The sequence below is a fragment of the Embleya sp. NPDC005575 genome (assembly GCF_040605455.1).
GTDB lineage: Bacteria > Actinomycetota > Actinomycetes > Streptomycetales > Streptomycetaceae > Embleya.
The window spans coordinates 14,549-36,733 of record NZ_JBEXCV010000040.1 but is presented as its reverse complement, the minus strand read 5'-3'; the positions used below and the strand labels follow the sequence as shown (position 1 = coordinate 36,733).

Genomic DNA, 22,185 nt, shown 5'->3' with positions numbered 1-22,185 from the left:
GTTGGGTATCGCTGTGTCTGCGACGGTCAGCGTTAGGTGGCCATGGGCAGCGGTTGTTGGCCACGTGGGCCAGCCGTTGCCCGTTTTGGTACGTGGAGTGAGCATATAGACGGAAATCGCCCTGCTGCGGGTGTCGTAGTGCTGTGCTGGTGGGATGGACGCGTTTGTTGGCGTGCGGTCGGATGCGTGCGGGTTGGATCAGCTCGTTGCTTCGTACGCGATCCCCGACGCGGTGCGGGCTCTGTTGGTGCGGGGCGAGGGATCGCTGCGCCGATGGACGGCGGTGTGGCGGTTCGCGGGTGGCGAGGTGGTGTGGCCGGTCCGTGATCTGGCGGCGGTTCCGGTGTCGGAGTCCGAGTCGGTCAGGGGCTTCACCTGGCGGGCGCGTCAGCGGCACCGGCCGGGTCTGCAGTTCATGGTCTCCACGGGCCGTCATCACGGGTTCGAGTCGTTGGAGGAACAGCGGTTGCTGCTCGCGCTGGACTTTCTGCGCGTGGCCGAGGTGCTGTCACAACCGTTCCGACTGGAGTTCGAGCACCGAGGGGGACGCGGGAGGCATACGCCGGATTTCCTGGCGATCCGGCCGGACGGGGCTCGGTGGCTCCTCGACGTCCGCCCGCGCCGCCTGATCGGGGAGCGCGACGTGCTGGGGTTCGCCGCGGCCGAGGAGGCGGCTGCCGCCTGCGGATGGCGCTACGCGGTGGTGACGGGATGGCGGAGACACGTGTGCGGCGTGCTGGATGCCCTGTCGGCCCAACGCCGGCCCCTGGAGGATCTCCTGGGAGTGCAGGGGCCGTTGATCGCGGCGGCGGAGGAAGGACACTTGGCATTCGGGGAGTTGGTTGCGGCGACACCGTGGCCGGTGGTGGCTCGTGCCCATGCGCTGCACTTGATCTGGCACCGGCGCCTGGCCGTGGACCTGGCCGCGCCGTTGGGGGATTCCTCGCCGGTGTGGGCCGGGAGCGAGAGCGGGAAGGGGTAGGTCGTGAGGTACCAACGGCTGGACCTGGCTGCGGGAACGGGTCTTCGGCTGAACGGCGTCGAGTGGACCGTCGATGCCGTGGAAGCACAGCGGGGACTGGTCGTCCTGCGGGACGCGGAGGGCGAACGGCAGCGGCGGCCGATCCGATGGTTGATGCACCACCCCGACTGCCGCCCGGTGCGAACGATCCCGGCGTCCGGTGCGGAACGTCCGTTCCGATCGGTGACCGAGGCGGACCTGACCGAGGTCCAGCGTGCGCAGCTCCGGTTGCGTACTGCACACATGCTGGAGGCGGAGACCGGCTACCGGGGTGGTCACCACTCGCGGGCCCTGCCCGGCGAGCCGCGGCCGGCCTACGATCCGGCGGGTACGACGCTGGGCCAACGGCGGCGGGCGAAGGCGGCCGAACTCGGGGCGCTCGGCGCGCAGGAGGCCGCGATGCTGGGCCTGGCCCACATGAGCGAGCGCTGTGGGGGCCGGAAACCGCATCCGGGCTGGTCAGGCGGCATGTCGGTATTGATGGATGGTGCCGCCGAGTCGGTCCTGTCTGCGGATGCGCAACCGCTGGAGTTCGTCGGGGTCGGTGATCGGCTCGGGCAGCGCACGGAGCGGCGCCGCCTGCTGGAGCGTTCGGTGCGGCCTGTGCGCGTTGTAATGCCGTTCGAACTCGCGCAGCGCACGGAGCAGGTGACGCTGATTCCAGATCAGTGTGCGGTCGAGGAGTTCGTGGCGGCAGGTGCGGACCCAGCGCTCCGTGATCGCGTTCATACGGGGTATGCGGACGCCGGTGACGACGGTGCGGATCCCGGCGTCGGCGAGGATCTCGTCGAACAGCCCGGGGAACTTCCCGTCCCGGTCGCGGATGAGGAACGCGGCTTTGGCTTGGGCGTCTTCGAGGTCCATGGCGAGGTTGCGGGCGGCCTGGGCCACCCACACGGCGGTCGGGTGCGGCGTGGCGCCGAGGACCCGGACCCGGCGGGTGGCGTGCTCGATGACCGCGAGGATGTACTGACGCTGCCCGTTCGGGGTGACCGTTTCGAAGAAGTCGCACGCGAGGACCGCCTCGGCCTGGGAGCGCAGGAACGCGGCCCAGGTGGCGGCGCCGCGCTCGGGTGCGGGGTCGATGCCTGCGTCCTTGAGGAGCTCCCGGATGGTGGAGGCTGCGACGCGCAGGCCGAGGACAGCGAGTTCACCGTGGATGCGGCGGTAGCCCCCGGGCCGGGTTCTCCCGCGCCGGCCGGATCACCAGGACGCGGATCGAGCGGACCGTCGACGGACGCCCGGGTCGTTTCGGACGGGACGCAGCCGCGTGCCGGCGGCGGACCAAGTGGCGGTGCCACCGCAGGACGGTGTCGGGGTGCACGGTCAGCCGGAGCCGTCGCAGCACCTGGCGCGGCAGCGGGTGCAGCAGCGCGGCGAGCCAGGCCCGGTCAGCCGCGGTGAACCGCGGCCGCCGGTCCCCGAGCTGCCGTTCCAAGACGGTGAGCCGGTGGCGCAACGCCAGAATCTCGGCGTCCTTGTCGCGGTCGCTCATCGGGAGCAGCCGCGATGCGGCGAACGCGTTCGTGACCGTGAGGTAGGCGAGTCGAAGCAGCACGAATGATCATGCTGCCACGGCGGGCGACCGCGCCCGGCCAGGGGATCTATGACACCGCTCGCGTGCAGCCGCTGAAGGCGCTCTCACCTGCGCGGATGGATATTCGGCACCCACAGGGCCGACGAGTGTCCGCGAGTCAAGGCCATGTCCCTCGGATCCGACGGATGTCCGATAAGCCTTGATCGAGCCGCTGTTGCTCGCTTGGCGCAAGGACAAGGACCCGGCAGGTGGTCGTTCGCCACCGACGGACCTTCCGCCGCCCCGACCGGGGGCCAAACCGGCGTGTGACCCGCCCCAAGGACGCCGCCGTCACCCGGCCGCCCTCCGTGCGGCCCCTGGTCGGTCAGTGGGCGGGGTCGAGGCGGCCGGTCCCCAGCGGCAGCCAGGTGAGGCCGAAATCGTCGGCGTCCGTCCCCACGGCGGTGATGTCGACGGTCGCGCCTCGACGAATGGGGACATGGAAGGGGGTCTCCGCCGGGACCCGCGAGGTGTCCTGGTTGTCGGAGGTGAAGGTCTGCGCGTATTCGACGGTCGTGCCGGCGGCGGTCGTGACGCTGATCGCGGCCGGGGCGGCGCCTGCCTTCGCCTTGACGTGACCCACCAGGATGCCGTCGGTCCCGGCCCGTAGTCGCAGCGGACGATCGGGTTGGGGTGGGTCCAGGCGCTGGTCGGCGCCGATCATGTGAACGTTGCGGCGGGCGCTGAGATCGCGGACGCGCAGGTGCGGGCGGAACACCGTCACGGTCGTGGTCAGGACGCGTTCGGCGGTACTGCCGGGCAGGGTGGCGGCGAGGCGGAAGGTCGTGGTGTCGTACAGGCTTGGGGAGACCCATTCCTTGGCGTCGCTGACGTCGCACTCGCCTTGCCGGCCCCAGCGCATCGTGTAGGTCGCGGGCGAACCCTGCCAGGTGAGCCTGACCGGATCGCCGTTGGGCACGTGGATCTCGTCCGGGGCGAAGTGGCGGAAGACGAAGTCGGCGGGGAACTTCGGCACCGCAAGCTCGATCGTGCGGGTGGCCCAGTCGGTGCCATTGGCGCTGGTCTCCTCGATGACGGTCAGCGCCGTGCCGCCGAGCGCCCCGTTGACGGCGATCGTGCCGAGTTCGAGGGTGAGCGGGGTGACGCCCGCGAGCCAGCCCCGAGCCGCGGTCGGGGTGGCCGTGAAGTCGGCCCGGCCGGCCGGCGTGGCACGGGCGATGGTCCAGCCGCCGCCCTGGTCCTGATGGCCGCCACCCTGGACCGGCGCAGGGCTGATCGCCGCTGGATTGTCGGTGAGCGCGCCCGCGCCCGTTCCGGTGGGCACGCCCAGGGTGATCCGGCGGCAGTACGCGGGAGTGTCGCCGCCCCGGGCCACCAGGCGCAGCGTGGCGGGCCGGCCGGTCTCGATCGGGTCGGGATCGGTGGTGAGGGTGTAGGCGAGCAGCGCTTCGGATGCCGGGGTCATCGGGTCATCACCTCGAACTCGCCGGTGCCCTGTGGCAACCAGACCAGGTCGAGGGTGTCGCCGCTCTGGCCGCCGAAGTACAGCAGTACTTCGGCGTCCTGCGGGACAGGCACGGTGATCGGGGTCTCGTCGGGCGGCTTCGCCGCGGGGTTCTCGGAGGTGAACCGCATCGTGTATTCGTTCTGGCCGGCCCGGTACACGGTGGCGGCCAGGGTCGCGCCCGGCGCGCCGCTGCGGCCGGAGAGGTAGCCGACGAGCGTGCCGTCGGTGTACGCCTTGTAGTACTGCGAGGTTCCGACCCCTGGCAGCGGGAACTGGTGTCGCGGGCCTTGGAGTTGGGTGACCCCGTTGACGTCGAGGTTGCCGACGAGCAGGTTGGGCTCGGTGACCGTGACGGCGGTGGTGAGCGCGTAGGTCCGCCTGCCGGTGCCGGTGCCGTCGACGGCGACCAGCATGAAGCCGGTGGTGTGCTCGAGGTCGTGCGAGGGCCACGAGCTGAGGTTGTCGACGGGTTGGGATCCGCCGTCCCAGTACAGCGTGTACTTCGGGCCTCGGCTGCGCTCCCAGCGCAGCGTTACGCTCTCGCCGTTGGCGACCGTGACCTTGTCCGGGCGGAAGTTGCGAAAGGTGAAGTCCGCGGGCCACTTGTCGATCGGGAACCCCGTCGACCGGTCGGTGGGTTCGTCGCCGTCCTTGGGCGAGGTCCACTCGGTGACCAGGACGTCGGCGGTGCCGACCACCTCGTTGACGAGGAAGGCGTAGACGATCAGGGTGACCGTGAAGTCGCCGTCCGCGTAGACCGGTTGCCGGGCACTGAAGGTGACGGTGGCGATGTTGTCGGCCAGACTCGCGTCCGTGCTCCACCTCTGGTCCGGCGGGGACTCGTAGTCCGTGGTCGTGTTGATCGACGTGACGGCGGTATTGGTCAGGTGGGTCTCGCCGGTGCCGTGCGGGAGGGCGATGTCGACCCGATCCAGGTACACGGGTGTGTCGGCGTCGCCTCTGATGGTGAGTTCGAGTCGGAGGGGCTCGGGCTTCTGCGGGGTGCTGACGTTGACCGGTGTGGGCACCGGGGTCAACGTGTAGGTGAGTACGGTGTCGCCGTCCTGGGAGTGCAGGATCACGCGAGTTCCTCCTCTTCGTCGGCGGCCTGGGCCGGTTGCAGCAGCAGGTAGCCGGCACGCGCGTACGGGGCCGGATCGTCGGAGTGCGGGTCGGTGTCGGCGGCCAGGATCGCCCGCTCGTGCCAGTGCCCGTCCGCGGCCGAGAGCGGCTCGGCCCAGGTCCACGTGCCGTGCCACGCCGCGGGCCGAATCATCACCAACATCTCGTCGGGCAGCGGCTGTTCGTCGCCGAAGGTACCGGGCCCGGGGGACCACCCACCGTTGCGGCGACCCGGCTCGGTCGCCGGGATCCGGGTCGGTGCGAGCAGCGGGTTGAGTCGGAACGCGGCGCGGATCCGCAACAGCGCCCGGTGTACGAGATCGACGGGCAGTTCGAGGTCGGTGACCGGGAGGATGTCGGTGGTCGCGTGGATCGGGTTGTGCGGGTCGGCCAGGATCGTGAGGTGGTGCGAGACCGCCTCGTCGCCCGGCGGTCGGGCGGGCAGTTCCAGTCCCGAGCCGTTGTCGATGTCGACCAGGTAGGGGTCCTCGATCGCGGGCTCGACGACGTGCAGCCGGCTGTAGTCGGTCTTGCCGCCGGGTCCCCCGGCGCTCGCGTAGTAACCGAAGAGCCCGTCGGTGACTTGGTCCGGGTTGCCCAACCGGATCGGCCACCGATAGTCGGGGTATTCCTCGGAGGATTGCCCGAGGGCGTAGTCCCAGCCGGGGTTGCTCAACGGGTCCCCGCGCAGTTCGACGTCGATCCGCATGCGGTAGAGCGCGACCGGCCGGCCGACCAGTCGCGCCGGCGCCCGATCGTCCTGGGCACCGGTGTCGGTCATGCTCTCCACGCCCGCGTCGATGGTGGCAAGGAGCGCGGTGTACGGACCGGTGGGGCCGACGAGCCCGCGGACGAAGCCGGCCAGGTGCGGGTGATCGTCGCCGAAGGCTTCGTCGGTCTCCTCGTGATAGGGAGAGGAGGGCAGCGGTGTCCACGCGGTCTCTTCGTCGCCGCCGGCATTGCGGATGATCCGCAGCTCGCCGAACGCCTCCCCGCCCGGACCGTATACGAGCAGGTTGTCGTCGAGTTTGTTGATCAGCACCCACCCGACGAGCGGGCTGTCCGGGGCACCCACGCGACCGGCGCGATCGGCGGGCCTCTCCGCGTCGTCGCGACCGGATACCGTCCGCATTCGTACCCGCGCGTCCTGGAGCAGCCTGGGTGGCAGTTGCGCGAATCGTTCGGGCGCCTCGATGCCCCCGTCCAGCGGAGCGCTGGGTCTGGTGCTGTCCACCGGCACGAGCCGCAATTGCAGGTGTGCGTCGCCTTCCGGGGTGGCGATCACGACGGAGCGCCCGAACCGGTCGATGATGCGCAGGTCGCGGAAGTAGAACTGGCCCGCGCGGACCGGCTGGAAGCGGAAGTCGACGTCGTCGCCCGGTGTTCCGGGTGACGCGACGTGCCCGGCCTCCCCGGTCAACCGGGCCACCGCCTCCGGGGTCGCGGTACGGGCGCCGATGTCGCGCATGAGCAGGGTGTCGTTGAAGCCGTCGAGGGTCTGGGCGAGTACGTCCAGCTCGGCGTAGGTATTACGGAGCAGGCGCAGGCCCGCGCGTTCGGCGCTGGTCGTGGCGTACGTTTCGGTCAGCCGGTCGATCTGCTTGGCCAGTACGTACGGGGCACTCGGGGTGAGGAAGGTCCGTGCGCCGAACGGGATCCACTGCGGCCCGTCCTCGCCGTTGCCGGGATTTGCCCCGGTCCCCTTCCAGCAGTACTCGCTGCCGGTGAAGGACCAGTTGCGAGTCCCGTCCTCGGCCTGGTACGGGATCGGGTGATAGCGCAGGTCCCATTGCAGATACATGGGCAGCCAGGGCTGGCGCCAGACCGAGGTGTACTCGGCGAGCACTCCCTGCATGTGTTCGGTCGGCGTCTTCAGGGCCACCTCGAGCGCGCTGCGCTGTTCCGGGTCGCCGATGGCGGGCGTGCGGGCGGCCCGGTCGAGCAGCGCGAACTCGGCGAGCAGCGCCGGCCCGGGAACGGGCAGGTTGGGCACGTCGATCGCGCCGAGCTCGGGCCGATCCAACGGAGGCGGCGGAACGCTCGTGTCGTCCCACTGGTCGTTCACCCGCAGTGCGGACAACAGCCCGGACACGGTACGGCAGGGCAGCGGGTCTTCCGGGTCGCGGGTCAGCGGCTCCTTGGCGCCTGCCCCGGTGATCAGCACGACGGGGTCGCCGGTGCGGTGGAAGGGCGGGTCCGCGACGCGGCGCAGTTCGAGGTGGGCGGGCAGGTGGTGGTCGGCGGCGAAGCGGTCGATCGCCGCTTGCATCTGCTCCGAGGTGGTGCCCTGGGGGATGTGGCCGCGCAAGTCGTCCAGTTCGGCGAGGAGCGTGTCGGCTCGCTCGGCCGGAGTGTCCTCGTTGTCCGGTTCGAGTTGCCACGCGGCGGCCTCGTCGAAGCCCTCGGGATGCTCGCCGGGCAGGCCCTTGAGCCACCACAGAGTACGCAACCGCTCCTGCACGTACGCGAGTTCGCGACCGGCAGCGTCGTATCGGCGCTGGCGGACGTTGAGTTCGGCCAGCCACTGCGGGGTGTTGGTCGGCGCCGCTCGGGTGGGTTCGGGGCTGTCGGTGGGCCGGGGCACGATCTGCCAGGAGTAGCCGGACGCGGATGCGGAGAACCAGGCGCGGCGGGTGATCTCGTCCAGGTCGTAGCCGCCTTCGGCCTGGTCGAAGCCGTCGATCGTGCCGTGGTAGAGGGCCTTGATCAGTTCCCCGGTACGAGCCGAGCGAGACTGGCGTGCGGCGATGTCGCCGAGCGCGTCGGCGGTGCTGTGCCCGACGGCAACCGAGAGGCCGACCTCGTGATCGGGGATGTCGGACGGGGGCGACCAGTTGTAGTAAGTCCACGGGATACCGAGCGCGGTTCCGGTGTACACCGAGCGTTGCGGACCGACACCGGCGGGCGGGTCATGGTCCTCGGGCAGGTCGGTGTACCCGGGCAGGCCCCAGCGCAAGGCCCGCAGCAGGTCGTCGTCACCTTCTGCCTCGGGCGGAAGCAGACCGGGGATCTCGACGGCCCGGCGCAGGAATTCGGCGGTGTCGTCGGCGTACCAGCCGATCACGAAGTAGCTCAGGGTGGTGGGCGCGGGCACGTTGTGGCCGTCGCCGGTGAGGTCGGTGAGCGTGTCGTGGAAGGAGAACACGTTCTGGTGGTAGGGCTGGAAGCCGGCGAACGCGGGCAGCCCGGGGCCGATCGCGGTGAGGAACGGCTCGACCGGCGCGGGCTCGGTCCACCCACCCCCGCGCAGATCGTGCGCGCGGCCGATCCAGTCCTCGCCGAGCTCGCCGGTTTCGGGATTTTCGAACAGGAAGGGGGACGCGCCCCGCTTGCCGGGGATGCCGTGTGCTCGTTGCAGATAGTCGCTGTGGATCAGCCAGGCAGCGGCCCGGGTCTGCCCCGCCCCGGGGCGTGGCGAGGGCACGGTGTGATGGCGGACCACGAGCCAGCGATTGGGCACCAGTGGGAAGGTGGTCTCGCCGGTGTCGGGGTCGTAGTGCCCGGAGGTCAGTGCCTCGGGTAGTTGCCACTGCACGTGCACGCCGTGCGCGATTCCGCTGGTGTCCTTGCCGGGCGCGGGTTCGGCCGCGGTCTTCTTCTTCAGCATGTCGTCGAAGTTGGGCTGCCACCGCATGAAGGCTTCGCTTTCCTTGACGGTCTCGTTGACCACCAGGGCGTGCAGCCGTACGGGGACGATCAGATCGGGATCGGTGTCTGTCATCGCGGGCTCCCGGTGGTGGTGACGGTCCCGGCGGTCGGGAAGGCGGGCGGCTTCGGCGCGATGCGTTGTAGCACCGGGGCGTTGATCAGTTGCAGGGCGAACTGTGATGGGGTGAGGTCGTCCATGGCGAACGCGGCGGCCAAGTCGGGGACCAAGCCGTCTTCGCCGAGCAGGCGCAGCACGTCCGGGGTTCCACCGTCCGGGCGCTCGCGCAGGTATTCGCCGAACACCGTGTCCCCGTCCGAATGATCGGGGTCCGGGAAGAATTCGCCGGTGGACTCGCCCAGCGGGGGCTGGTCGGCACCGCCCAGGCTACGCAGGCCGATCAGATCGCCCGCGTCGATGCCGAAGTGGATGCCCTGTCCGGGTTCGCGAATCTCGATCACATCGGGGACATCCTCGAAGAGATAGAGAATGAGGTTGGGGGCCAGGCGATCCTGGCGCAGTTCGGCGATCGGCGCGCCGAGAGCGGTCTTGGCGACGAGTGGGAAGTCCGGCCACGCCCTGACCAGCTCGGAGTGGATCAACAGCCCGGCGCCGGGCAGCGGTTCGGTACGCCGGGCACGTGCGACGACGGTCCGCAGTTGCGGGTCGAGGTCGCGGTCCGTCGAGGTGTGCATGCCGACGTCGCTCGCACCTGCCAGTACCGCGTCCAGCCAGCGCTTGTCGATTCGGAACATCCGCATCGACTCGGCCGGCAGCATGCGTGGGTCGGGCACGAGGTAGCAGAACGGGATGCCGCGCAGCAGGCCGAGTTCGTCGAGCCAGGCCGGCATGTCCCCGATGTTGCGTTCGGCGGTGGCGCGCAGCAGGGACACCGAGCGTTCCTCGGCGAGCAGGGCGCGGCCCTCGGCGCGGGTGAGGCGACGACGGCCGGCCACCCGCGGGGAGGGCCCCGGCTCGACGGGCCCGGTGAGCGTCGCGCGCAGCGAACGGCCGCCGTCCGCGGTGAGCTCGTGCAGTGCGGCGAGTCCGCGGCCGGCATCGGGGTCGGTGCGGGCACGCGCCGGGTCGGCGGCCATCGCACGCAGGGTGGCGGCTCGGTTGCCGAGTTCGCGGCGGGCGCGGGTGATCTGCGCCGAGTAGTCGGGGTCGGCGAGGGCGATCGTGCGGCCGAGCGTCCACGCGGTCGCGTAGCCGACGTCGAACAGGCCGTTCTCCTGTTCGTAGATCAGCGCGTGGTCGGCCGTGGTGTGGCCGGTCTCGCCGACCTGATCGGGGACGTCCGGGGCGGTGACCGGGGTGGCGGGCCCTCGGTACCAGGCGTAGGTGAGTTCGCCGGAGAGGGTCCGGAAGGGCACCGGCGCGTAACCCAGCGCGAGCCGGGCCCGCGCGTACCGCTCCGCGTCGTCGGCGGGTTCGCCCTTCGGCGGGTTGATCCGCAGCGCGAGGTCCTCCGGGTGGCCGGTTCGGCTCGGTTCGACCAGGTGCCCGAGCATCTCCGGGATGTCGAGCGCGTTGGTGAGGTCGGTGGTGAACGACCACGAGGACAGCGACACCAGGCGCAGTGCATGGTGGTTCCCGGGCGCGCCCGGGGCCAACTGGGCCTCGTAGCCTTCGAGCGAGACCAGGTGCGCGGTGTAGCGCCCGGCGTCGCGCGGGAAGCGATTGGCGGTCACCACGGCGTACTTGCCCTCCATCAGCACCTCCCCGTCCGCGCGCTGCACCGGGCGGACCACGTCGCGCACGTGCGCGAGGTAGTACATCTCCTCCTGGTGCGGCGCGACCCGGCGGAAGACCTCACGGGGGACGTCGATGGTGGTGCACTTGCTCCCGGCGATGCCGGGGGTGATCCCGCCGGGGTCGAGGGTGGGGCCGATCACGCCCTGTTCGGTGGGCCTGGTCAGTTCGGTGACGGTGCGCAGTACGGACTCCCCGGTCGCCGCCGGGTCGTCGGGCAGTTCGCCCTCGCGGAAGACCAGCAGGGCGATCCAGGGTGCGCGAGCGCGCGAGCGCGCGCCGGTGAGCGGGCGCTCCCACGGCAGGATCGCCCGGTCCAAGGTGATGTGCGGCAGTACCGCGTCGTAGCGACCACTACTGCCGGCGGGCGGGTAGAACGCGTGCACGGACGTCTCGTGCAGCGTGAACCGGGCCGCCCGGATCTCGAACTCCTGCTCGGCGGCCGGCAGCGGCTCGGTGTCGACACGGGTGCCGTCCGCCTCTTCGAGGAGGTGCTCGGCGCGCACGGTGTACACGCCGGGGTCCGCGCGCGGAACGAGGTAGTCGTGGAAGGTGACGTCGAGTCGGGGCGGCTCGGTCGATGCGAGGCCTTCGGGCACGCGGCTCACCTCGTTACGGTCGGGGTCGACGGAGCGGGAGCGGCCGTGGTCAACGGGGCGTCGGTCATGCTGCGGCCGACCAGGCGCGCGTAGTCGGTCAGCGCGCCGTCGGTGTCCTTGCCGGGAGCGGCTCCCAGGCGGGTCAGCGCGTCGAACACGGCGCTGCGTCGGGTCGCGGTCGCGGCGAGTGTGTCGACGATGAGGCCGACGCTGTCCGGGTTGTCGATCGGGGTGGGCCCCTGGGCGTCGGCTTGGCGCAGGGGCGTGTAACCCTCGGCCTGGGGTTCGACGCCGAGCGCGGCCGAGGTGACCGGGCCGAGGCCGGGGCTGAGGTCGGGGCCGGGGACCTCCACACGCAGACCGGTGAACAAGCCCGGTTCCAGACCGGGTTCGTCGGGCGAGGGCTTGATCACCGGTTTGCCCCACAGCGCGCGAGGCAGGTCGCGGCGGATGACACCGAGCTTCCACAGCTTGGGGTCCGGGGTGAACTCCTCGCCGTCGAGGCCGAGCGTGACGATGTGCTCGGAGGTCAGGCCGGTCTTGCGCATCGGCCGGATGTCGACCTTCTCCCGGGCGGTCGCGAACACCTTGCCGTTCAGGCGGATCACGGACGCCGGCAGCGCGGCCTCGGTGGAGAACGCGAACCCGTCCGAGGAAACGAGCAGCGGCTCCTTCGCGGCCTCCCGCGCCTCGCTTTCGGACTCGTCGACGTCGAGCAGCAGGCCCTTCTCCGGCTTGGCCCGAATCGGTGAGGGCAACTGCATCTGGAACTCGCTCCACGGCACGGGTGGCGCGCCCTTGCGGGACGAGCCGAAGTCGAAGCCGAACGAGATGAACCAGACCTTGACGGTGACGTGGCCACCGAGCGGCGGGGTCCACAATTGCAGGTTGATGCCGACCTCGATGGAGACCCGGACCTTGACGAACCACACCTTGATGGTGAACGCGACACCGATCGAGACACCCATCGCGATGTCGAGGTAGAACGGCTTCCATTGGATCAGCGCGTCCAGGTGCGCGGTGAACCACGCACTGAGCAGGCCCTTCTCGTAGCGGGCGGCGAGCGCGCCGCCGAACATGATCGCGCCCGGGGTGAGCGCGGTGTACCCCTGGGCCTGGATCACCACCCGGCTGCACGGGTTCCACCGGAAGCCGAGCCGGGCGGGCGTCGGGTAGTAGGCGGGGCGGGCGAACTGAGGGTGATAGCCGCCGATGCTGATCACGAAGTCGCCGGCGCGCCGGCCGCCGGTCCACACGCACAGCGCGATCCCACCGGTCAGCTCGCACGCCGGGTCGAAGAAGAACGATCCCGGGGCGACCGCGACGTCGAGGCTGATCAGGTGCTCGTCGGAGAGGTATGCCAGGCGCAGGTCGATGTTCAGCCGAGCGTGCACCCGGCCGCCGACGTCGGCGTTCCTGGGGAAGGTGACGGACGTGCGACCGAGCAGCATCAGGTTGAGCCGATTGCCGAACTCGACGAGCGCGAGCGCCTTGGTCTCGATGAAGCGGAACGACGTGAACTGCACGCCGATCGCCGCCCAGTACGAGCCGTCTTCGGGCCGGACCCACCCCGCCTTGCCCGCGAGGTTGTCGAGCATGTTCATCGGTGTCGGCGGGTCGGGTTCGGGATCCTCAGGTGTCGGCGGGGCCTTGTCCAGCCGAGACACCAGCGGGAAGGCGGGCAACTGGGCCGCGGTGGGCGGCCGAATGCTGCTGTTGATGCCGAACCCGGCGGACAGCCCGGTGACGGTGAACGGCGGCGGCCCGAACAGCGACCGGCCTCCCGCGAGCAGCGCCTCGACGTACAGGAACACCGAGTTGAACCCCTCGGTGGCGCGGAAGAAACCACCCGCGCCCAGGACTTCCACCGCGGGTGTGGTCACCCGGACGAGTCCGACCAGGCCGCCGGCGATTTCCGGATCCCTGCCGCCGGCCCAGCGCATCGCGGCCATGATCTGCATGGGTGGCTTGGGGCGGGTGATATCCAGTGCGGCGCCCATGAGTTCGGGTTTGGGGACGAAGCCGCCTTTCAGCGGGACGACGATGCCGAGCCCGTCGAGCTGGAAGGTGAAGCCCGAGAGGCGGAACTCGCCGACCAGGAAGATCCGCAGCCCCTTCTTCTTGTCGTAGGCGCGGCGAACGGCGGCGATCTCGACCGGACCGAAGCCGACCGGCAAGCCGGGGACCCGAATGTCCTTGTCCGGGCTATCCGGCTTGTCCTTCTTCTCCTTGTCCAGTGAGATCGACAGGCCGGGCAGTTCGCCGCCGTTCACCCACCAACTCAGCACCGCGGTGAACTTCTGCGGCCATGCGTGCGCGGTCATCACGTTCGGGAGCGGGAACATGGGTTCGGTGATCCCGTATCCGCGCAGCACCGCGTTGAGCTCGTTCACCTCGTCCACGACGATCGCGCGGGACATGTAGACGACGCGCACAGTCGGGAAGACGAACGCGCCCTTGGGGATGCTCTCGCCGACCAGGCTCAGGCCGGAGGCGTCGAAGCCGATCCGGATGTCGAGCACGGCGGCACTCAGCGAGGCGTTCCCGACCCGGTTGGTCTTGACGAACAGCAGGTCCACGGGGCTCGCCTCGCCCGGTTGGTCGTAGCCGGGCGAGCGGGCGGTGTAGAGCTTCTCACCGAGCGGCAGGTCGGTGTGCTCGACCACGTTCTCGAGGTAGGGGACCAACTCGTCCGGGAGTTCCACCATCGGTTGGTCGATGGCGTTGAACATGTCGAGCAGGGTGACTTGTTCGGTGGCAGGGGACACGGGGGCCTCCTCGGCGGACGGGGGTGGGGTGGCGCCGGGCGGACGGGGAGGTCAGTAGACCGTGAACGCGATGGCGCGCAGCCCTGCGCCCGGGGTTACCGCGATCGCGCGGTCCAGCACATGGTCGGTCGTGTCGATGATCGACACCGAGGTCGATTCCCGGTCGCAGACGAAGGCGTGGGTTCCGGCAAAGTCGAACGCGATCCCCTGGGGACTGCCGGGACCGCCCCGGCCGCCCACCGGAATGCGATATCGCACGCCGTGATCGATCGGATCGGCCACGAGGACACCGCTCTTGAGCGCGGAGGGCAGGCAGTACAACGACTGTCCGTCCGGTGTCAACGCGATGTTCTCGCACTCCGGCAGCACGCCGCGGCGCCGAATGCTCCCGTTGCGCACGTCAACCGTTACGACGTCGTTGCGGGTGGCCACGTGCACGAATAGGCCGTCTGGAGAGATGGCCAGGTCTCGGGCGTCGCCGGAGTCGGGGATCCGGAACGCCTGTCGGACCCGGCCCGCCTGGTCGTCGACCTCGATCACGGCGGCGTTCCCGTCGAGTGAGCCACCGAAGTAGAGGTACCGACCACCCGGCACGGTGAGCAGGGGAGTATCGAACACATACAGGTCACCGCTCTTGGCAGCCTCGGTGGGGTCGGCGAACAGGTCGGTGCCTCGGATCTCGATGCGCCGGGTGCGTTCGGCGGTGCCGACCCGATAGGTGTCCAGGTAGGTCGGTCCTTGGTAGACCGTGATGACTCCGTGAACGAGCCGGCCGTCCGCGCTGAATCCCATGTTGGTGCCGGTCAGGCCTTGCGCCATCTCCGGGGTTCGTGCCACGACACGATTGGTGGACGTGTCGAGGCACGCCCACGTCCGGTCCGCTCGGACGTAGAGGTATCGGCCGTCGGGGCTGACGCTAAGCGTCTGGTGCGGATCGGAGGCGACGGCGATGTCCAGGCTGCCGGTTACCTTCCCGGCCGCCACGTCCACGACGTCGAGCGAGTGGCCTGCGCCGTAGGTCCAGGCGTACACGTGCCCTGGTGCGAACGTCGGAACCAGCCCCGGCCACGAACTCTCGTCGATCGTGGCCGCGTTGGCCGTGACGGTGCGGGTGGCCAGGACGCCTTTGGTGTACTGCGTGCCACGGAAGAAGTGAAACTCGCCCTTGCTCGGATCGTACGTCGACGCGCTGATCCCGTTCACGAACGCCGGGGCCTTCGCCTGCAAGCCGGGCCACATCGCCGCGAGCGTCTGCGTCTCGACCACGGCACCGGCCCGCATGTCGTACAGAACGCAGGTGTTGCCCCGGAACAGGAACGCCTGATTCCCACTCGACCCCGGCAGTGCCGCGTCGATCCCGGACGCGAACGCCGCCGGCAACCCCGGGAACCGTGCCGCGATCGTGGTGACCTCCGCGACCGTCCCGTCCAACGGATGCAACCGCAGGCACTGCGTGCCGCGGAAGACGATGGTCCACGGGTCGTCCGCCGACGTCGTCAGCGTCGCGTCGAAGCCGGTCCGGAAGGCGGCGGGGAGATCGGGCCATCGGCGCGCGAGCGCCAACGCCCCGTCCAGCATCCGGCCGCTCGCCCAGCCGAATCGGGCCGCGCGGTCCCCTTGGACCACGTACCCGGTCTGTTCGGTGCCCGAGCCGGTGTTGGCTGTCGTGAAGAACGCGTCCATTTGGTGCTCGGGCATGGTGGGCCTCCCGTGCGGGTCGGTTGGAAACGCCGTGGCGGCGCCGATGCTCAGTAGGGGGTGTACGCGAGGCCGGCGGGGTTGACCACGTCGGCGGCGAGATCGATCGACGCGATCCGTCGGTGATCCGCGACGTCGACGATCGCGATGGACCTGGAAAACGTGTCGGTCACGTAGGCGTACGCGCCCCCGTGGCTGAACGCCATGTCACCCGGCTTGCCCAGGCCGCCGCCCGACCGGATCGGGATCCGGTGGACGACCCGGTGGTCTGCTGGGTCGGCCACCAGCAGGCCGGGCTCGCTGCCGACGATCGGCGTGCAATACAACGCGTTCCGACCCGGAACGAGTTCGAGTCTCGTACAGCGTGGGAGGATTCCACGCCGGAGGACCACTCCGGTGCGCACGTCGATCGCGAGAGTCTCCTTCTCGTGCGCGACATGCACGACGGTGCCGTCGGACGCGAGCGCGATGGAGTGCATCCGACCGGCCTCGGGATACGTGAAGGCTTGGCGGACCTCATGATTGAGCAAGTCGACCTCGACGACCACGCTGCCCCCGGCACGCGTGTCGACGCCGACGTAGACACTCTTGTCGTCCCGGCCGGCGGCCAACGAGGTGTGCTCGCTGCCCATACCACTCGTGGGGTTGCCGTAGCCCCGTAAGAGGATGCGCGCAATGCTGTCGAAGGTGCCGGTGCGGAAGATCTCCAAGTAGGGATCCTGGTCGCTCTTCTCCCGGGTCACGATGTACATTCGCTCGCCGTCCGGGCTGAAAACCATCCGGCTGCGCATTCCCGTGGGCATGTCCTCGGGGAATTCCGCGATCACCTGCCGTGTGGTCGCGTCCAGGCAGAATCGTCCGCGTTCCTCACAGACATACACGTACCTGCTGTCCGGCGAGGTGGTGACTCCGCCGTACCGCATGGATCTCGGATGCGGAAAGGTCCCCACGAATTGGTGGGTACGCAGATCGACGATGTGGGTGGCGTCTCCGGAGGACGGATTCATCATCAGGGTGAGGTAGAGGAACCCGACTCCGAAGGCCGGGACCAGGCCCGGCCACGAGGTGTCGTCGATCGCGGTGGCATCCCGGGTCACCGTGCGGGTGGCCAGGACGCCCGTGGTGAAGGCTTGGCCTCGAAAGAAGTGGAACTCGTCGTTCGTCGGGTCGTACGTCGCCGCGCTGACGCCGTTCACGAACGCCGGGGCCTTGGCCTGCAAGCCGGGCCACATCGCCGTGAGCGTCCCGGTCTCCACCACTCCGGGGACCCGCATGTCGTACAGGACACAGGTGTTGCCCCGGAATAGGAACAGTTGGTTGCCGCTCGTTCCGGGCAGTGCCGCGTCGATCCCGGATTGGAAGGCTGCCGGAAGCCCGGGGAAGCGTGCCGCGATCGTGCTCGGCTCGGCGACCGTTCCGTCGATCGGGTGGAGTCGCAGGCATTGCGTGCCGCGAAAGACCAGCGTCCACGGGTCGTCGAGCGACGTCGTCAGGGTCGCGTCGAAGCCGGCCCTGAACGCCTCGGGGAGCTGCGGCCATCGTTCCGCGAGCGGGACCGCGTTGACATCCAGCATCCGTCCGCTCACCCAGCCGTAGCGGGCCACTTGGTCGTCTTGGACGACGAATCCGGTCTGCTCGGCTCCGGGGCCGGCGTTGGCGACGGTGAAGAGCGCGTTGACCTGGTTCTCGGGCACGGCGGGGCCTCCGGATCAGTACTGGGTGTAGGCGATGCCGGAGATCGCGTCCGGAATTCGGATCGAGGCGATCTTGCGATGGCAACCGGCGTCGATGATTGCCACGGTCCCGCTGGTCGCATGAATCGTGTACGCGTACGTGCCGAAGTGGCTGAAGGCGAGCACGCTTGCCGTACCGAGCCCGCCGCGGCCCCCGATCGGAATGCGGCGCAGCAGTCGGTGATCCGCAGGATCCGCCACCAGGATTCCGGAGTTGCTCGCGGTCGGCAGGCACCACAGTTCCCGCTTGTCGGGGGTCAGCGCGATGGCGGTACACGCGGGCAACTTGTCTTGGAGCACGACCTCGCCGGTGAGCAGGTCGAGCGCACACACGCCGTTCGAGAGCGCGACGTGCAAGAGTCTGCCGTCCGCGGAGACGGCCAGGTCGGCGACCGGAGACGGACCGGGGAGCGCGAACGCCTGGCGCATGACACTCTCGTCGAGGTCCACCTCGTAGACGATCGACCGACCGTCCGCCTGGCTCGGTGCGGCATAGACGCGGCGGGCGTCGGGCGACAGGACCACGGGGGCCGGATCGCTCGTCCAGTCGACGGGTGCGGGGGAGCCGGATCCCGATTCGGGGGCACTGCCGGGGACGTCAGCCGCGTCCGAGGTGCGCTCCGAATCGTCAAGGAGGATGTCCGACAGGTTCACCGGCGGATGCAGACCGACCGCGCGCAGATCACGCGTGCCCGCAGGGACGAAGTACGTGCGGCTGCCGTCCGGGCTGAAAGCCATGCGCCTGGGGGGCCCCCAGTCCGTCGCCACTTCCCGCCCGGTGGTCATGTCACGGCACTGCCACCGGGGCCCGTACGACAGCTCCCGGAGGAAGTGAATGTATCGACCATCCGGGCTCACCTCGACTCGCCCCACTCCGTGCGCCCAGTCCATGGACGTCACGGTGCGCGTCTCCAGGTCGAGGCTGTAGATGCGACTTCCCGAGGTGATGATGTGCCCGCGGGAGAACGCCGGGATCAGTCCCACCCACGACGTGTTGTCGACCGCGCTCGCGTCGAGGTCGATCACGCGGGTCGCGAGATTGCCGCGCGTGTATTGCCCGCCCCGAAACAGGTAACACGAGCCGGTCTTGGGATTGAACGTCGCCGCACTGATCCCGGCTGTGAACTCCGGTGCCTTCGCGGCCAGTCCGCTCCACGTGTCGGCGAGCGACTTGACCTCGATCAGATTCGACGCGCGTAGGTCGTACAGCGCGCACTGGTCGCCTCGGAACAGGTGGACCCGGTTGGCGGTGAGGCTGGGCAGGGCCGCGTCGAGGCCGGCGGTGAAGACCGCCGGCAGACCCGGGAAACGGGCGGAGATCGTGCCGACCTCGGCGACGCTCCCGTCCAACGGGTTGAGCCGCAGACATCGCTCGCTCCGGAACACCCACGTCCACGGGTTGTCGCCCGGCGTGGTCAAGGTCGCGTCGAAGCCCTCGGTGAACGACTCGGGCAACTGCGGCCAGCGCCGCGAAAGCAGCGCCGCGTCCGCGTCGAGCGCCTTCTCGGCGTTCCAGTCCCATCGTGCGACCCGGCCGCCCTGGATGGCATACCCGATCTGTCGTTCCTCGTCCGTGACGGTGAAAAAGGCATCAATCAAGGTACGGGTCATCCCGATCACTCCCTGCATCGAGGAGATTACCGAGCATCAACGCCCGTCCAACAGGCTGTCAAGGGGAACAAATATCCGTACCACGCGAACGGCCCACATCGAACAGCTCATGAAAATAGGGCAGTTGCTCATCAGTCCACGCGTAGCAGACGCTCGGGCGAAAGTCCTCCCGGCGACGCGGCTCGCCGTGTCCGAGGCCCACGTGTCGGCCAAAACCAGCCACGTCGACGAACACCTTGCCCCGGTCCACGACGATCGTCTCCGGTACCACGGCCGGCCGCGCCGCCGCGCCCTCGAGGCGTTCGTCCAGTGTCATCAGCCGATCGCGCGAGAGCAGCCGGGTGGGGGCGAAACGCAGCGCGTCGGGCCACCCGGGCCGGGCCGGGTGCGGGACGGCCATCTCCGCGAGCAACAGCGCCGCGTCCACGGCCTTGGTTCCGCCCGGACACAGCACCGCCGCCAGGATCGCCCGGGTCGCGACGTCGACGGCGATGGTGAGTTCGGGCCGCCCCACCGTGCCGTCCTCGAACAAGGCCAGGACATCGAGACGGGTCGTGTCGATCTGGACCTGTTCCCCGGGCCGCAACGCCACCGTCGGGGTCAACCCCCGCCCGTCCTCGGTGATCGGGGGATCGCGGACGGGACGCCCCGGACGGTCGACGGGACGGGCGAGTCGATCGACGAGCCGATAGAAGGTGGCCTGTGGGGGCATCGGCACCGCATCGCCGTACCGATCCTCGAGGAGTTGCGCGACCAACGGCATCAAGCCCTTGACCGTGCCCTTGGAACGCCCCCGCTGCCCAAGGACCACGTCCGTGATCGCGACGACGACCCGCTCGTCGGTCCGCCCCACCCCGCCGGAAGCACGCGTCATGCGGTGATCGACCAAGCCCCACAATCCCTGCCGCCGATACCGGCCGCGCATACGCTGCACCGTCGTCCGCGACACCCGCCCAAAACCCAGCGCAGTCAACTCCTCGGCCTTGGCCCGTTCCCGCTTGGCCAGCGTGAACCGCGCCGGGTCGTACTCCGGCCGCACCACTGCGCCACCGTCGGGCCCGCCGGCACGACCGCACTCCACCTCGCGGATGTGCCGCTGCCACGCCAACGCCCTCTCCGCGCCGCGGCCGGGGCGGTCTCGAACAGCCCCCACTGCGGCACCGCCTGCGGCCCGACTTCGGCGCCCAGGACGGCGAAGTCCGGATCGGCGAACAGGTGCCCGGCCGGCACCACATCGTCGCCCCCGCTCTCGCCGACCAGGTGGAAGCATTGTCCGGACAGCGCGACGACTTGCCACCGCTCTCCGCGGAACCGCACATGCGCCCCCACCGCGACCACCGGCAGCCGACCCCGCCGTGCCCCGCTCACCCCGCCTCCCCACACGCAGTTGCGCCCTCGGCGCCCGCCACCGACGTACGCACCAGGACGCGTTCGTGCAACGGCTCGTCCAAGGACACGGACAGACGCGAGTGCCACAAGGCGTGAAAGACGCAGGGGAGGACCTCGATCGGGTCACCGACGGCTTCGACACCCTCGAGCAGCGGCCGCGCCCGTGCGAACGCCTCGAGCACCGAGGCCGTCAGCCCGGGCCGCCCCCGTTGCGGGGCGTGGATACTGCGCCACATCGGACAAGTGGGACGAACCTGGACGCCGCCCCCGCCCCTGCCGCAGCGCCGTAAGGGCCCGTCGCCGATGACAATGTGGCAGCGGGCCGGATTCCTGCTCGGGCGCTGGCCCGTCAGGACTCCCGTCGGACGCCGGCCGCTGCCCGCAGCGGCGAACGTCCTCAAGGCCCTCGACACGGAAACGGTCTGCGCGCTGTACGACGAGGCCCGACGGCTCCGGCTCGGCCTGGGTGGAGGAGGTCCGTGACTCCGAGTCCACCTGGATCCCGATGGCGCCCATTACCTGTTGCCGGACCCGGCGTCGTACTACTGGCCCGACACCCCGAGCAGCGATGGCGAGATCGGCTGGTGGCAGTGCACCGCGCTGCTGCGGATGCGCGACGGAGAGCAGGTCAGCGGCATGGTCGCCGTTTCTCCCGGAGACCTTCACGGCGCTGCCCCGGCGGCAACAGCTTCGCCTTGCCCACTGCGTCCGCTCCACCGAGCGCGACGCCTATCTCTGGGGCCGGGACCATAAGGCCGAGTGTGCCCCGGAATTTTGCGGCTACGTCCCCGAGGCAACGAACAGCTTCGACGGTCAACGGCGGCGCGACAGTGACTGATCACAGCCCTGGCCCTGCCTGAGCCCACAGCTCGTCATTCACGTCCCGCGGTCATCCTCAACGATCACGTCATCAGGCCACACGCCGTGGTCGATGAGATGCGCCACGGCTCGGCCGGCGACGCTGAAGACGACGGTGTCCCGGTCGGCATATGTATCGACCTGTCCATTCGCCAGCACGAACCCACCAGAGCGTCCCTCGGCACGGGGGTCGATCAGGTGCTCACCGGGATCCCCGTCCTCGTGCATCAACATCACCATCGCGCGTGTGCCGTTGGTGACCACCGCCAACAGCCGGCCATGCTCATCCTCGAACCAGGTCTCCTGGCTCGCCCAGTCAAGCCGATGGCCCAGCAACTGCCTCGCCTGTTCGCCGGAGTACGCGTAGTCGGCCGCACCACCACGTAGGCGCCATCGGCGCGATGAGGGCCGCTTACCCCGGGCGTTTCTCATGCGCCTATTCAACTGGACCACGGACGTCGCGACGGTCATCTCCTGCCGGGCTGGCCTGGCCGTCAGCAGTCACCGACTCCCGGTAGGCCCTCTCGATCTCGCCGAGGTACTGCCCGAGATCGAACCGGACTTCGTCCACGAGGCTGCCCTGGAGGTCCGGGTACATCAGATCGGTCCACACGACGGTCTCGCCCTGGAGGCGCACACGGACGACGACTCCGCCCGCCTCGGGTTCAGAGGGCACCACAGACGCCACGCTGACGTCTCGAACTGCATCGGTCGGATAGAGCGGTCCGCCGGGGCGGAGGAGTTGTCGGGGATGCAGGCCGACCGCACCGCTGTGGCTTCGCGCGATCATGTCGAGTCCATCGACAAAGAGGTACGTGTGCACACCTGTACAACCCGGCGCCCCGGAGCAGCGACCGACGAACAACGTGCTGGTGGTGGCACCATCGCTCGGAGGGCCGGGAGCTACGACCCGAACCTTGCGCGGCGGTCTACGCGGCATC

At 69.7% G+C, this 22,185-nt stretch carries 13 protein-coding genes and 1 pseudogene; 2 read left to right on the top strand and 12 right to left on the bottom strand.

All coding sequences use genetic code 11. The features are described 5' to 3' along the window. Positions 1-154: 154 nt before the first annotated feature. A complete protein-coding gene (locus ABZS54_RS16245; protein WP_355535377.1) occupies positions 155-982 on the top strand; it encodes a TnsA-like heteromeric transposase endonuclease subunit in 828 nt (275 codons plus the stop codon). 498 nt (positions 983-1,480) lie between these two features. Here ABZS54_RS16245 and ABZS54_RS16240 read toward each other — a convergent pair. The 10 genes and pseudogenes from ABZS54_RS16240 to ABZS54_RS16195 all read right to left on the bottom strand — a co-directional run bounded on the left by ABZS54_RS16240 (position 1,481) and on the right by ABZS54_RS16195 (position 20,105). Next, positions 1,481-2,579 (bottom strand): annotated as a pseudogene (locus ABZS54_RS16240) (integrase core domain-containing protein). A gap of 343 nt (positions 2,580-2,922) precedes the next feature. Further along, positions 2,923-4,023, bottom strand: a complete 1,101-nt coding sequence (locus tag ABZS54_RS16235) for a hypothetical protein (protein ID WP_355535374.1) — start codon at positions 4,021-4,023, stop codon at positions 2,923-2,925. Beyond that, positions 4,020-5,147, bottom strand: a complete 1,128-nt coding sequence (locus tag ABZS54_RS16230; protein WP_355535371.1) for a hypothetical protein — start codon at positions 5,145-5,147, stop codon at positions 4,020-4,022. The genes ABZS54_RS16235 and ABZS54_RS16230 overlap by 4 nt, the downstream gene beginning before the upstream one ends. Then, positions 5,144-8,908, bottom strand: coding sequence for a hypothetical protein (locus ABZS54_RS16225; RefSeq protein ID WP_355535368.1), 3,765 nt, complete (start codon positions 8,906-8,908; stop codon positions 5,144-5,146). Before ABZS54_RS16225 ends, ABZS54_RS16230 begins: the two co-directional genes overlap by 4 nt. Further along, positions 8,905-11,187: a hypothetical protein gene (locus ABZS54_RS16220; protein WP_355535365.1), complete on the bottom strand. Its 2,283-nt coding sequence runs from the start codon at positions 11,185-11,187 to the stop codon at positions 8,905-8,907. The genes ABZS54_RS16225 and ABZS54_RS16220 overlap by 4 nt, the downstream gene beginning before the upstream one ends. Before the next feature lie 5 nt (positions 11,188-11,192). Next, entirely contained in the window at positions 11,193-13,955 is a 2,763-nt protein-coding gene (locus tag ABZS54_RS16215) for a DUF6603 domain-containing protein (RefSeq protein ID WP_355535362.1), read from the bottom strand. A 51-nt stretch (positions 13,956-14,006) separates the two neighbouring features. Further along, positions 14,007-15,653 carry a hypothetical protein gene (locus ABZS54_RS16210; RefSeq protein WP_355535359.1) on the bottom strand — a complete coding sequence of 549 codons (1,647 nt, stop codon included), beginning with the start codon at positions 15,651-15,653 and terminating at the stop codon, positions 14,007-14,009. A 50-nt stretch (positions 15,654-15,703) separates the two neighbouring features. Beyond that, positions 15,704-17,347: a hypothetical protein gene (locus tag ABZS54_RS16205; RefSeq protein WP_355535356.1), complete on the bottom strand. Its 1,644-nt coding sequence runs from the start codon at positions 17,345-17,347 to the stop codon at positions 15,704-15,706. A 15-nt stretch (positions 17,348-17,362) separates the two neighbouring features. Continuing rightward, on the bottom strand, positions 17,363-18,997 hold the full coding sequence (locus ABZS54_RS16200; protein WP_355535354.1) for a hypothetical protein: 1,635 nt from the start codon (positions 18,995-18,997) through the stop codon (positions 17,363-17,365). A 58-nt stretch (positions 18,998-19,055) separates the two neighbouring features. Continuing rightward, the gene (locus tag ABZS54_RS16195) at positions 19,056-20,105 is read right to left on the bottom strand and encodes a hypothetical protein (RefSeq protein WP_355535351.1); all 1,050 of its coding nucleotides are present in this window, start codon (positions 20,103-20,105) and stop codon (positions 19,056-19,058) included. Positions 20,106-20,689: 584 nt separating this feature from the next. Between ABZS54_RS16195 and ABZS54_RS16190 the strand changes: the two genes are divergently transcribed. Further along, positions 20,690-20,869, top strand: coding sequence for a hypothetical protein (locus tag ABZS54_RS16190; RefSeq protein ID WP_355535348.1), 180 nt, complete (start codon positions 20,690-20,692; stop codon positions 20,867-20,869). 393 nt (positions 20,870-21,262) lie between these two features. Here ABZS54_RS16190 and ABZS54_RS16185 read toward each other — a convergent pair whose 3' ends face one another. Continuing rightward, the gene (locus tag ABZS54_RS16185; RefSeq protein WP_355535345.1) at positions 21,263-21,715 is read right to left on the bottom strand and encodes a hypothetical protein; all 453 of its coding nucleotides are present in this window, start codon (positions 21,713-21,715) and stop codon (positions 21,263-21,265) included. Further along, positions 21,681-22,034 (bottom strand): hypothetical protein, encoded by a 354-nt coding sequence (locus ABZS54_RS16180; protein WP_355535342.1) that lies wholly within the window; start codon positions 22,032-22,034, stop codon positions 21,681-21,683. The genes ABZS54_RS16185 and ABZS54_RS16180 overlap by 35 nt, the downstream gene beginning before the upstream one ends. Positions 22,035-22,185 lie beyond the last annotated feature (151 nt).

Coding starts and splice junctions, on each gene's coding strand:
- ABZS54_RS16245 (WP_355535377.1), top strand. CDS start 155: ATGGACGCGTTTGTTGGCGTGCGGTCGGATGCGTGCGGGTTGGATCAG.
- ABZS54_RS16235 (WP_355535374.1), bottom strand. CDS start 4,023: ATGACCCCGGCATCCGAAGCGCTGCTCGCCTACACCCTCACCACCGAT.
- ABZS54_RS16225 (WP_355535368.1), bottom strand. CDS start 8,908: ATGACAGACACCGATCCCGATCTGATCGTCCCCGTACGGCTGCACGCC.
- ABZS54_RS16210 (WP_355535359.1), bottom strand. CDS start 15,653: ATGCCCGAGCACCAAATGGACGCGTTCTTCACGACAGCCAACACCGGC.
- ABZS54_RS16200 (WP_355535354.1), bottom strand. CDS start 18,997: ATGACCCGTACCTTGATTGATGCCTTTTTCACCGTCACGGACGAGGAA.
- ABZS54_RS16190 (WP_355535348.1), top strand. CDS start 20,690: ATGACAATGTGGCAGCGGGCCGGATTCCTGCTCGGGCGCTGGCCCGTC.
- ABZS54_RS16185 (WP_355535345.1), bottom strand. CDS start 21,715: ATGACCGTCGCGACGTCCGTGGTCCAGTTGAATAGGCGCATGAGAAAC.
- ABZS54_RS16180 (WP_355535342.1), bottom strand. CDS start 22,034: ATGATCGCGCGAAGCCACAGCGGTGCGGTCGGCCTGCATCCCCGACAA.